This window comes from Limimaricola variabilis (assembly GCF_014195545.1).
In the GTDB taxonomy this organism is placed as follows: Bacteria; Pseudomonadota; Alphaproteobacteria; order Rhodobacterales; family Rhodobacteraceae; genus Limimaricola; species Limimaricola variabilis.
Genome location: NZ_JACIBX010000002.1, coordinates 470,116 through 482,203 on the forward strand (window position 1 = coordinate 470,116; position 12,088 = coordinate 482,203).

Annotated in this window: 11 protein-coding genes; 3 read left to right on the forward strand and 8 right to left on the reverse strand. The window is 68.4% G+C overall.

All coding sequences use genetic code 11. The annotated features are described in order from the left end of the window. Positions 1 to 52 precede the first annotated feature (52 nt). The 7 genes from FHS00_RS05390 to FHS00_RS05420 form a co-directional block, all read right to left on the reverse strand. Positions 53 to 937, reverse strand: coding sequence for a mechanosensitive ion channel family protein (locus tag FHS00_RS05390; RefSeq protein WP_183470560.1), 885 nt, complete (start codon positions 935 to 937; stop codon positions 53 to 55). Next, complete coding sequence (locus FHS00_RS05395; RefSeq protein WP_183470562.1) at positions 937 to 1,224, reverse strand: 4a-hydroxytetrahydrobiopterin dehydratase; 288 nt, start codon at positions 1,222 to 1,224, stop codon at positions 937 to 939. The genes FHS00_RS05390 and FHS00_RS05395 overlap by 1 nt, the downstream gene beginning before the upstream one ends. Then, positions 1,221 to 2,426, reverse strand: coding sequence for a GNAT family N-acetyltransferase (locus FHS00_RS05400; protein ID WP_183470564.1), 1,206 nt, complete (start codon positions 2,424 to 2,426; stop codon positions 1,221 to 1,223). Before FHS00_RS05400 ends, FHS00_RS05395 begins: the two co-directional genes overlap by 4 nt. A 31-nt stretch (positions 2,427 to 2,457) precedes the next feature. Next, positions 2,458 to 3,234, reverse strand: coding sequence for a glycerophosphodiester phosphodiesterase family protein (locus FHS00_RS05405; protein WP_183470566.1), 777 nt, complete (start codon positions 3,232 to 3,234; stop codon positions 2,458 to 2,460). Then, on the reverse strand, positions 3,231 to 3,701 hold the full coding sequence (locus FHS00_RS05410) for a RidA family protein (RefSeq protein ID WP_183470568.1): 471 nt from the start codon (positions 3,699 to 3,701) through the stop codon (positions 3,231 to 3,233). Before FHS00_RS05410 ends, FHS00_RS05405 begins: the two co-directional genes overlap by 4 nt. Before the next feature lie 67 nt (positions 3,702 to 3,768). After that, on the reverse strand, positions 3,769 to 5,088 hold the full coding sequence (locus FHS00_RS05415) for an HlyD family type I secretion periplasmic adaptor subunit (protein WP_183470570.1): 1,320 nt from the start codon (positions 5,086 to 5,088) through the stop codon (positions 3,769 to 3,771). Continuing rightward, positions 5,088 to 6,827 (reverse strand): type I secretion system permease/ATPase, encoded by a 1,740-nt coding sequence (locus FHS00_RS05420; RefSeq protein ID WP_183470572.1) that lies wholly within the window; start codon positions 6,825 to 6,827, stop codon positions 5,088 to 5,090. Before FHS00_RS05420 ends, FHS00_RS05415 begins: the two co-directional genes overlap by 1 nt. Before the next feature lie 178 nt (positions 6,828 to 7,005). Between FHS00_RS05420 and FHS00_RS05425 the strand changes: the two genes are divergently transcribed. After that, the gene (locus tag FHS00_RS05425) at positions 7,006 to 7,656 is read left to right on the forward strand and encodes a hypothetical protein (protein ID WP_183470574.1); all 651 of its coding nucleotides are present in this window, start codon (positions 7,006 to 7,008) and stop codon (positions 7,654 to 7,656) included. A 3-nt stretch (positions 7,657 to 7,659) separates the two neighbouring features. Here the strand turns inward: FHS00_RS05425 and FHS00_RS05430 are convergent, their stop codons facing one another. Beyond that, positions 7,660 to 9,981, reverse strand: a complete 2,322-nt coding sequence (locus FHS00_RS05430; RefSeq protein WP_183470576.1) for a transglycosylase domain-containing protein — start codon at positions 9,979 to 9,981, stop codon at positions 7,660 to 7,662. A 247-nt stretch (positions 9,982 to 10,228) separates the two neighbouring features. Here FHS00_RS05430 and FHS00_RS05435 point away from each other — a divergent pair, with 247 nt between their 5' ends. Continuing rightward, positions 10,229 to 10,567, forward strand: a complete 339-nt coding sequence (locus FHS00_RS05435) for a P-II family nitrogen regulator (protein ID WP_183470578.1) — start codon at positions 10,229 to 10,231, stop codon at positions 10,565 to 10,567. Positions 10,568 to 10,592: 25 nt separating this feature from the next. After that, entirely contained in the window at positions 10,593 to 11,972 is a 1,380-nt protein-coding gene (locus FHS00_RS05440) for an ammonium transporter family protein (RefSeq protein WP_183470580.1), read from the forward strand. Positions 11,973 to 12,088 lie beyond the last annotated feature (116 nt).

Genomic DNA, 12,088 nt, shown 5'->3' on the forward strand with positions numbered 1-12,088 from the left:
GGCCCCCCTTTCATCAATCCGATACTGTGCCTGTCGCGGCGTGGCGTCCCGCTCATTCGGCGGCGTGGCGTGCCTCGTCCCCGTCCTCGTCCGCGAGCTTGTTGGCGTAGAGCGTCCGGGTCGGGAAGGGGATCTCGATCCCGGCCTCGTCCAGCGCTTCCTTGACCCTGCGGGTGCAGTCGGTCTGGAACCCCCAGGCATCGGAGTTCGCACACCAGACGCGGACGGTGAAATCGACCGAGAAATCGCCAAGATTGCTCACCTGGATAAAGGGCTCGGGGTCCTTCATCGCGCGCGGGTCGGCCATGATCGTGTCCATGATGACCTTCTCGGCCTGGGCGAGGTTGGAGCCGTAGGAGACGCCGAACACCCATTGCACGCGCCGCGTCGGGTTGGCCGAGTAGCTGACGATGGTGTTGCCCCAGACCTGGCTGTTGGGGACGATGATCTGCAGATTCTGCAGATCCGCCAGTTCGATGTAGTTGAGCGAGATCGACTTTACCGTGCCCATCTGACCGTTGATGACGACGAAGTCACCGAGCTTGAAGGGCCGGAACAGCACGATCATCACGCCCGCCGCGACGTTCGACAGCGTGCCCTGCAGCGCGAGGCCGACGGCGAGACCGGCGGCACCGATGACGGCCACGACCGAGGTGGTCCGGACGCCCAGCGTGTTGAGCACGATCAGCGCCGAGAAGCCCACCACCGCGTACCAGACGATGTTGGACAGGAAGTCGAACAGCGTCTGGTCGAGCTTGGAATGACGCGAGGCCAACCCCTTGATCCGGCGCGACAGCCAGCCGGCGATGACGAAGCCGGTGGTGAGCACGAAGAGCGCGCTCAGCGCCCCGCCCAGGATCGCGGTGAGGAATTCGAGCGTGAGCAGGCTGCCCACCGTGGTGCCAGACCACAGCTCGGTGTTGAGAAAATCTTGCATCAGGTCTCCGCCAGCTTGTCCATCTTCGACGCGAGCTTCGCATCCAGCTCGGTCAGGCCGTCCGCATCATGGGTGGTGAGCGTGACGGTCACGGTGCGGTAGCTGTTGGACCATTCGGGATGATGATTCAACTTCTCGGCCCAGAGAGCGCAGCGAGTCATGAAGCCGAAAGCTTCAACAAAGCTTGAGAATCGAAACGTCTTGGTCACCGCGTCGCGGTCGGGCTCGGCCTGCCAGCCGGCGGCCTTGAGGGTCTTGCGCCCCGCCTCGTCGAGCCTCTCGGTCATTCCTGGTCCTCCATGCGTGTGCGCCGGAACGGCCCGTAGCCGGTCAGCACCTCGATCTCCTCGTCCACCGCGGCCCTCTCGGCCTCGAGATAGCGCGCCACCGCATCGCGAAAGCCCGCATCCGCGATCCAGTGCAGCGACTGCGTCGCCACCGGCAGGTATCCACGCGCCAGCTTGTGCTCGCCCTGCGCGCCCGCCTCGACGCGGGGCAGCCCATGCGCGAGCGCCCAATCGATGGCGCGATAGTAGCATAGCTCGAAATGCAGAAAGGGGTGATGTTCGAGCGCGCCCCAGTAACGGCCAAAGAGCGTGTCGCGCCCGATCAGGTTGAGCGCGCCGGCCACGGGGCGGTCCTCGTCCGAGGCCAGGATCAGCAGCATGTCGTCGCGCAGGGTCTCGTGCGCGATCTCGAAGAAGGCGCGGGTGAGGTAGGGCGATCCCCATTTGCGCCGCCCGGTATCCTGATAGAACGCCCAGACCGCGTCCCAGTGATGCGGCTTCAGATCGTCACCGGTCAGGTACTCGATGGTCAACCCAGCCGCCTGCGCGCCCTCACGCTCCTTGCGGATGGTCTTGCGCTTGCGCGAGCTGAGCGCGGCGAGAAAGCCCGCGAAATCGCCATAGCCCTCGTCGATCCAGTGGAACTGCTGGCCGGTGCGGCGCATCAGCCCCATCGCCTCGCCCGCCTCGGCTTCGGCCTCGGTGCAGAAGGTGGCGTGCAGGGAGGAGATCTCGTTGTTCGAGGCCAGCTGCACCGCGCCCTGCACCAGCGCCGCCATGCCGTCCCTCTCGAAGCCGGGGCGGGTCAGGAACCGCCGCCCCGTCACCGGGGTGAAGGGCACGGCGATCTGCAGCTTGGGATAGTAGCGCCCGCCGGCGCGCTCATAGGCGTCGGCCCAGGCATGGTCGAAGACGTATTCGCCCTGGCTGTGCCCCTTGGCGTAGAGCGGGGCGCAGGCGATCAGCTCGCCATCCCGCCGGGCCGCGAGGTAATGCGGCTGCCAGCCCGTGCCCGGCCCGACCGAGCCGCTCTGTTCGAGCGCCGAGAGGAAGCGGTGGGTGGTGAAGGGGTCGCGCGGGCGGCCGCCATGGGCAGCCTCGGGGGCGGCGCAGCCATCCCACTGGGCCGCGGGAATGTCGCGCAGGCTGGCATGGGCGGTGATCTCGACCACCGCGCCGGGGTCCGTCTCTGTCTGGCTCATGGCGGCAGAGTTGGGCCCGGCGCGGCCGGGGTCAAGCGGCGGCTGGCCCCGGCAGGTAGCCTTCGAAGGTCACGTTGTCGGCAACGCGTCGCGCCGCTGTCTCGGCCTCGGGCGAGCGGACGGTCCAGCACAGGATCTTGGCGCCCTGCGCCTTGAGTTCCGCGATGCGCGGCGTGTCCAGATCACCCGCGTCGTGGCTGACGAAGCTGGCGCCGAGATTGTCGAAATCGGGAATCCCGCGCAGCCGGTCGGCGAGGCGCGGGGGCAGGTCGGGCCAGTCGGCCGGATCGAAGTCGCAGGTGACGAGACCGCGCGGCAGTTCCGGGGCGAGGCGGGCCATCTCAGAGACCGAATGCGGGTTGAACGACATCACTGCGACCGGACCCGCATAGCCGTCGAGCGCGCGGGCGGCGGCGGCCTCGACCGCGCCGACATTGGGGCCGAGCGTGTCGTCGTGGTCCTTGATCTCGATCAGCAGCGGCACCCGGCCCGCGACGAGGTTGAGCACCTCGCCCAAGCTCGGGATCCGGTCGTCGCTGCCGGACAACCCGATGCCGCGCAGCGCCTCGGCATTGCGCGCCACCACCGGGCCGACCTCACCTGTCAGCCGCTCCAGCGTCTGGTCGTGGAAGACCACCGCCTCGCCGTCGGCGGAGCTGCGGATGTCGATCTCGATGCCATAGCCCGCCTCGATCGCGGCGCGCACCGCCGAGAGCGAATTCTCGGGGCGGCCCGCGCCGTGCAGGCCGCGATGCGCGATCGGGCGATCGAGGAAGGCTGCCGGCAGGGCGGGGACGGGCCGGCTCATGCGAGCGCGAAGACGGCCTCGATCTCGACCGCCACGCCCAGCGGCAGCGCCGCGACACCGACCGCCGAGCGCGCGTGCCGCCCGGCCTCGCCCAAAAGCTCGACCATCAGGTCGGAGGCGCCGTTGATCACCTTGGGCTGCTCGGTATAGCCGGGCTCCGAGGCCACGAAGCCGGTGAGCTTCACCAGCCGCGCGATCCGGCCGAGATCGCCGTCGCAGGCGGCGCGGGCCTGGGCCAGAATGCTGAGCGCGCAGGCGCGCGCGGCGGCGGCACCCGCCTCGGTGTCCATGTTCTCGCCCAGCCGTCCGGTGATCAGCCCGTCCGGCCCGGCCGAAATCTGTCCCGACACGTAAAGCAGCCCGTCATGGATCACGAAGGGTTCGTAGTTGGCCGCCGGCTTCGGCGCCTCGGGAAGTGTCAGCCCCAGCCGTGCCAGCCCGTCTTCGATCTTCTTCGTATCCAGCATGTCCGTCCCCTTAGACTGTTTGCGCGCAAGCTACCCTGCGCGCGCTGGGGGGGCAACGCCGGGGGCTTCAGCCCTCGCGGAAGGCGCGGGCGAAGTAGTCCGAGAGCGGTTTCACGAAATAGGCCAGCGGGGTGCGGTCGCTGGTCCGGATGAACGCCTCGACCGGCATGCCGGGGATCAGCCGCATATCCGCGGGCAGCTTTTCGATCTCGCCTTCGGTAAGGCGGATTTCGGCGCGGTAGAAGGAAACCGCGCGGCCCTCATCCTCGAAGGCGTCGGCCGAGATCTGCACCACCTCGCCGGTCAGTTCCGGGGTGCGGCGCTGGTCGAAAGCCGGCAGTCGCAGGACCACCTCCTGCCCGAGATGCAGCTGGTCGATATCGGTCGGCTGCACTTGGGTCGCGATCACCAGGGGCCGATCCTGCGGCACGATGTATAGCACGGGCTCGGCCGGGCGGATTACCGAGCGCGGCGTGAACACCGTGAGCCCGTAGACGATGCCGCTCACCGGAGCGCGGATATCGAGCCGGTCGAGCTGTGTCAGCAGGGAGCGGCGACGGTTCGACAGCTCGATTTCGTTGAACTGCAGGTCGCGCAGCTGGCTGATCGCCTCCTGCCGGCGCGAGGAGGCGAGCTTGAGAATCTCGATCTCGATCTCGGAGATGCGGCCGCCGGCCTGGGCCTTGCTGGCCTTCAGCTCGCCCACACGGCCGAGCAGGTTGGCCTGCTCGCGCTGCAGCGTCAGCACCCGCGTCGCCTGGGCCAGCCCGCGATCGAGCAGGGATTGCTGGTCGCCTAACTCTTCCTCGATCAGCTCGAGCTGCCGTGCCGTGGCCTCCTCCTGCGCTTCGATGCCGACGATCTGGTCGGCGATCTGTTCGCGCTGGCGGGCCAGCTGCTCGGCCTGCTGCGCTTCGCTTTCGAGGAGCGCCTCGATCAGCCGCTGCTGGCCCTCCATCAGCTCGGGCGCGACCTCGTTGTCGGTCTCAAGCAGCAGTTCCGGGAATTCGAGTTCCTCGCGGCCGTCGCGTTCGGCCTCGAGCCGGGCCCGACGCGCGAGAACTTCGAGAAGCTGGCCCTCGACCACCGCGAGCTCGCTGCGCAGCTGCTCCGGGTCGAGCTTGATCAGCAGCTGCCCGGCCTCGACCTCGTCACCCTCGTCGACGAGGATTTCCGCGACCACGCCGCCATCGGGGTGCTGCACGACCTGCCGGTTGCTCTCGACTTCGATCCGTCCCGAGGCGACCACGGCGCCTGAGATGTTGCTCAGCGCGGCCCAGCTGCCGAAGCCGCCGAGCAGCACGGCCAGCGCAAGAAAGCCGGCGACCAGAGGTCGCGCCGCGGACCACAGCGAAGGGGCGTCTGCGGGAGAGGTGGGTTTGCGCATCAGGACACGCCTCCGCCCTTGCCGCCGGTGGCGGCGATCTCACGGTGGTTCTGCACGGTTTCGCGCAGCACCTCGTCCTTGGGACCGAAGGCGCGTCTGCCGCCATTCTCGATCATCAGGATCAGGTCGCACTCGGCGATCGCGGCGGGGCGGTGCGCCATGATCAGCACGCATTTCCCGGCCGCCTTGGCATCCCGGATCGCCTGGTTGAGCGCCATGCTGCCGGAGTTGTCGAGGTTCGAGTTAGGCTCGTCGAGCACCAGCATGACCGGATCGCCATAGAGCGCGCGCGCCAGGCCGATCCGCTGGATCTGTCCGCCAGAGAGGCGGCCGCCCTTGGAGGAGACCAGCGTATCGTAGCCGTCGGGCAGCTTGAGGATCATCTCATGCGCGGCGGCGGCCTTGGCGGCGCGGACCACTTCGGCGTCGTCGGGCGACAGCGACATGCGGGCGATGTTTTCCTTGATGGTGCCGTCGAACAGCGTGACCTGCTGCGGCAGATAGCCGACATAGCTGCCCAGCACGTCGGGATCGTACTGGTCGAGGCTGGCGCCATCGAGGCGGATCTTGCCCGCCGCCGGGCGCCACAGGCCGGTCACGGCGCGCGCCAGCGTCGACTTGCCGGCGCCGGACGGGCCGATCACGCCGACCGCCTGGCCGGGCTCGAGCCGGAAGCTGACCATGCGCAGCGCAGCCTGGCTCTCGCCCGGGGGCAGCACGGTGACCTGCTCGCAGCTCAGCCGGGCCTTGGGGCGGGGCAGGGCCGTGCGCGGCTCGTCGGGGCGGACCTCGCCCAGAAGCACCGCCAGCCGGGACCAGCCCTCGCGGGCGCGCTGGAAGGAGGGCCACTGGTTGACGATCATCTCGACCGGGGCCAGCGCCCGGCCGAGCAGGATCGAACCGGCAATCATTGCGCCAGGCGACATCAGCCCTTGCAGCACCAGATAGGCGCCGAGGCCGAGCATCGCCGATTGCAGCAGCAGCCGGAACGCCTTGATCACCGCCGAGAAGCCGCCGCCGGTGTCGGTCGCGCCGATCGAGGCCACGAGCGAGCGTGCGCGGGCCTCATTCCAGCGGCCGAAGGAGGCGCCACGCATCCCCAGCGCCTGCACCATGTCAGCGTCCTGGCGGATCTGGTTGCCGAGCTGCTCGGATCGGAAGCTGGTGGCGTTCGATTCCTCGAGCTGCTTGCGGCTCATCATCTGGTTGGCCAAGGCCAGGATGATCAGCACCACCGCGCCGCCCAAGCCCAAGAAGCCCAGCATCGGGTGGAACAGGAAGATGCCGAAGAAGAACACCGGCGCGAAGGGCAGGTCGAAGCTGGCCATCAGCGCCGGCGAAGCGAGCAGCCGCTGCACCGATTCGAGATCGCGCTGGGCGGTCGCCGCCTCGGCCCGGGCCCGGTTGCCGGTGCTGGCATTGAGCGCGGCGGCGAAGACCCGCGCGTCAAGCCGCGCCTGGAACCGCGCCGCGATCCGGCTCATCACCCGGCCGCGCACCATGTCGAGCAGGCCCATCATTGCATAGAGGAAGGCCACGAGGATCGACAGGGCGACCAGCGTCGCGATCGAGCGCGATCCCAGCACCCGGTCGTAGACATTCATCATGTAGAGCGGGCCGGTCAGCATCAGTAGGTTGACGATCAGGCTGAAGATACCCACTGCCCAGAACAAGGCGCGGCTCTCGGACCGCGCCGCGCGCAGCTCGGCCGCGCCCAACGATTTCGCGTCTCGCATCATTCGCCTCGCTCTTGTCCAGTGCGGATGGCAGCGCCGGACCGGTCCCGGCCGCTGCCATGTTCTACTGCAATCGCCCTGCTCTGAACAGTTGCCGTCACCGTCTCGTGTCCTTGGTGGCGGCGGATCGCTGGACCGGAACGCCACGGCCGCTAACTTAGCGGGTATGACTTTGCGAATCATGAATATCCCGGCGATCTGGGGACTGGCGGCGTTGGCCGCGGGGGCGGCCTCGGCCACGCCCTATGACGGCACCTACCGAGTCAGCGGCGATGCGGACTGTTCCGCGATCGGCGAGGACGGGGGCGCGCTGCGGATCACGGACGGGCTGTTCGAGGGAGTCGACAGCCAGTGCCAGATGACCAATCCGGTCGACGTGGTCGACATGGATGCCACGCTCTACACCATGACATGCAGCGCCGGTGACACCAGCTGGACCGAGCGGGCGCTGCTGATGACGGCGGCCGAGGATGGCGGGCTGATCATGCTGTGGAACGGCTATGCCTTCCGCTACGAGCGCTGCGAACCGGGCGAGGAGGACGGCGATGAGCCCGGCTTCACCGAGATCGAGGCCGGCGACGCCGAGGCCGAGACCGGCCTGCCGCCGCCGCGCATCATCCTGCCGCGGGTGATCCTGCCGGAGGAGACGGCGCCCGACGACAAGGAGGAGACGTCTGCCTCGGAAGAGGTGGAAGAGGAGAGCGCCGAGGAAGCGGCCACCGAGCCCGACGAGGCGACGGATGATGAAGACGTGCCTGACACGGATGCGGAGGAGGGCGCCGCCGATGCCGCCCCCGAGGACGGGGACGGCAGCGACGAGGAGCCGGGCTAAGGCTCAGTTGGTCGCGGCGCCGAGGATCGAGTTCAGCACGTCGAGGATGACCCGCTCGCGATCCGGCTGCTGCTGGGCGGGCTGCGCCTGCTGTTGCTGCGCCGGTTCGGGCTGGCCCAGCATCTCGCGCAGGATCCGGTCGGTCTCGGGGTCGCTGGCCTGACCGCCCGAGGGCGAGACGTTCTCGCTTCCGGCGATCGCCTCCGGGGCCTGCGACGGCTCGGGGACGCGCATCGGCAGCGGCTTGACCGGCTGGCCCTCGAGCACCCGCACCATGGTCTCGCGCCAGATGGTGGCGGGCAGGCCGCCCCCGGTGACGCCCGATAGCGGCCGATTGTCGTCGTAGCCCATCCAGACGCCGGCGACGTAATCGCCCGCGAAGCCCACGAACCAGGCGTCGCGCGCGCCTTGCGTGGTGCCGGTCTTGCCGGCCACTTCCCAGCCATCGATCTGGGCACGGCTGCCGGTGCCCTCGGCGACGACGCGGCTCATCATCCAGGTCAGCTTCTCGGCGGCGTCCTGGCTGATGACCCGTTCGCCGATGCCGCCACCGGTGCCCATCAGCGGCGTGTCGTCGCCCTTGAGCTTGAGTTCCAGCAGCCCGTAGGGCGTCACCGAGGAGCCGCCGTTGAGGATGCCCGCATAGGCGCCGGTCATCTCCAGCAGCGTGCTCTCCGACACGCCGAGCGCCAGCGCCGGCCCGGCGGCGAGATCGCTGTCGATGCCGAACATCGAGGCCACGGTGCGCACGTTCTCGCGGCCGACCTGCTCGGAGACCTTCACCGCCGGGATGTTGCGGCTTTCGGCCAGGGCCTCGGTCAGGGTGACCATGCCGTCATACTTGCGGTCGTAGTTCTCGGGCGACCAGGCCCCCGAGCCGGGGATGTTCATGGTCAGCGGGCTGTCATCGACGAGGTCGTAGGGCTGCATGCCCAGATCGAGCGCCGCGGCATAGATGAACGGCTTGAAGGAGGAGCCGGTCTGGCGCAGCGCCTGAGTGGCGCGGTTGAAGGCGCCGGACGCCTTGACGTTGCGCCCGCCGACCATGGCGCGCACCGCGCCGTCGGCGCTCATCACCACGATCGCGGCCTGCGCCTCGGAGCCGGGGCTCACCCGTTCCTCGAACACTTGCAGCAGCGCCTTTTCGGCCGCGGTCTGGATCCGCGGATCGAGGGTGGTGCGGATCACCACGTCCTCGGTGGTGTCGCGGGTGAAGAACTCGGGGCCGGTATCCATCACCCAGTCGGCGAAATAGCCGCCCTGGTCCTGCTGGGCCGTGGCGGAGAGCGTAGCGGGGTTGGCCCGCGCGGCCTCGGCCTCGGCCGCCGAGAGATAGCCTTGGTCCTGCATCAGCCCGACGATGACGCTGGCGCGGCCCTGGCTGCGCGACAGGTTGTTGGTCGGCGCATAGGTGGTCGGCGCCTTGAGAAGCCCCGCCAGCATCGCCGCCTCGGCCGGGTTCACCTGTGCCGCCGGCTTGCCGAAATAGCGCTGCGAGGCGGCCTCGAAGCCGCGCGTGCCGGCACCGAGATAGGCACGGTTGAGATAGATGGTGAGGATCTCGTCCTTGGAGTAGCGGGCCTCCATCGCCATCGCGTAGACCGCTTCCTGCACCTTTCGCCACAGCGTGGTGCGCCGGCAGTCGGCCTCGTATTCGCTCTCGTTCTTCCAGACAGAGGCGTCGAAGGGCTTGCCGAGGCACAACAGCTTGGCGGTCTGCTGGGTGATGGTGGAGCCGCCATTGCCCGAAAGCGGGCCGCGGCCTTCGCTCAGGTTGATACGCACCGCCGAGGCGATGCCCTGCGGGTCGATACCGGGGTGCCACCAGAAGCGGCGGTCCTCGGTCGCGACCACGGCGTTGCGCAGATGCGGGCTGATCGTGTCGGCGGTGATCATGCCGCCGAACTGGTCGCCGCGCCAAGCGAAGGTCGCGCCGTCGCGGTCGAGCATCGTCACCGAGCCGCGGGCCCGGCCATCGACCAGATCAGTCACCGGCGGCAGCTGTGCCGCGTAATAGGCGACGCCCAGACCCACCACCAGCGTCAGCGCCAGCGCCATGCGCCAGCCGATGCCCCAGACCACCCGCATCACGAAGCGCAGCAGCCCCGAGACCAGCGCCGCAACGAAGCCCAGTGGGCCGCGCGGCTGGCGCGGTTCACGCGGCTTGCGGGCACGGGCGGCACGGCGCGAAGCGGGCTTGGCGGTGGCGCGCGCCTTTGGCTTGCCGCCATCACCCCTGCCGCCGCCATTACCGCCGTTACCGCCACTGCCGCCGTAGCGCCGCTCCGCGGTGAGGGGCGGTTTTCTGCCGTTGCTCGCGCTCATCTGACGATGCCTGTCCGTTATGATTGTCGGCCAGCATAGCTGCATCGCAGCGGAATGTTGAGCGGCGGGGATTCCTCCTGTCGGCATTTTTACGCCGCACATGAATCGGGCATCCCGACCTCTTTGTGCAAAAATTGTGCATCATGCCCGGTCTGGGGCAGGTCCGGACGCGCCCCATTGCTTGCCCCATGGGCAGGAACAGGGGCTTTTGAGGGCAGTCGTACCGAGACGCCACAAGGGGACCGACGTGAAACTCATCATCGCAACGATCAAGCCGTTCAAGCTCGAGGAGGTGCGCGAGGCGCTGACCTCGCAGGGCGTGCGCGGCATGATGGTGACCGAGATCAAGGGCTTCGGCTCCCAGTCCGGTCACACCGAGATCTATCGCGGCGCAGAATACGCCGTCAATTTCGTGCCGAAGGTCAAGCTCGAGATCGTGGTCCCCGAGGGGCTGGCCGAGCAGGTCGTGGCGACGATCGCCCGCACCGCCCGCACCGACAAGATCGGCGACGGCAAGATCTTCGTGCTCGACGTCGAGAGCGCGCTGCGCGTGCGGACCGGCGAAACCGACGACGACGCGCTCTGAGCCGACCCTCCCAGGAGACACAGGAATGACCCACTGGAAAACCCCGTTGCGCGGGCTGCTGCCGCTCGCCTGCCTGATGGCCGGACCGGCCTTCGCCCAGGAGGCGGCCGAGGCCGCCGAACCCGCGGCCCTCGAGGCGGGAATCGCCGCCGCGACCGACACCGCCTTCATCCTCAACTCGCTGCTGTTCCTGATCGGCGGCTTCCTCGTGTTCTGGATGGCGGCCGGTTTCGCCATGCTCGAGGCCGGGCTGGTGCGTTCCAAGAACGTCGCCATGCAGTGCCTCAAGAACGTGTCGCTCTTCTCCTTCGCGGGGATCATGTACTACCTGATCGGCTACAACCTGATGTATCCGCTGGGCAACTGGTCGATCGGCTCGGATGAGACCGGCGGCTATATCGGCGCCTTCGGCGTTGCGGTGCTCGAAGCGGTCGGCATCGGTCGTGATGCGGCCGACGATTACGGCTATGCCGCGACCTCGGGTGACTTCTTCTTCCAGCTGATGTTCGCCGCGACCACCGCCTCGATCGTCTCGGGCACGCTGGCCGAGCGCATCAAGCTGTGGCCCTTCCTGATCTTCACCATCGTCCTGACCGGCCTGATCTACCCGATCCAGGCGAGCTGGAAATGGGGCGGCGGCTTCCTCGACAGCCAGTGGGGCTTCCTCGACTTCGCCGGCTCCACGGTCGTGCATTCGGTCGGTGGCTGGGCGGCTCTGGCTGGTGTGCTGGTGCTCGGCGCGCGTGCCGGCAAGTTCAAGGATGGCCGGGTGATCCCGATGCCGGGCTCGAACCTGGCGCTGGCGACGCTCGGCACCTTCATCCTGTGGATGGGCTGGTTCGGCTTCAACGGCGCCTCGCAGCTGGCAATGGGCACCGTGGGCGACGTCGCCGATATCGGTCGGATCTTTGCCAACACCAACGCCGCCGCGGCGGGTGGCGCGGTCGCCGCGCTGATCTTCACCCAACTGCTCTACAAGAAACCCGACATCACCATGGTGCTCAACGGCGCGCTGGCGGGCCTGGTCTCGATCACCGCCGAGCCGCTGACCCCATCGCTCGGTGCGGCGACGCTGATCGGTGCGATCGGTGGCCTGATCGTGGTCTTCACGGTGCCGATGCTCGACCGCATGAAGATCGACGACGTGGTCGGCGCGATCCCGGTGCACCTATTCTGCGGCATCTGGGGCACCATCGCAGTGCTGTTCACCAACCCCGACGCCACCTTCGCGGGCCAGATCGTTCCGATCGTCATCGTCGGCGTGTTCACCTTCAGCGTCAGCCTGGTGGTCTGGATGGTGCTCAAGGCGGTGATGGGCATCCGGGTCGGCGAAGAGGTCGAGACGGCCGGGCTCGACATGTCCGAGCTGGGCATGGAAGCCTACCCCGACTTCACCCCGAGCTGACCCTCCCCGAGGCTCGACGGTGACAGGCCCGGGCGCATGCGCGCCCGGGCCTCCGGCTTTCGAATCGGCATGAAAAAGGCGCCCCGAAGGGCGCCTTTTCCGTCTGGTTTCGCCGG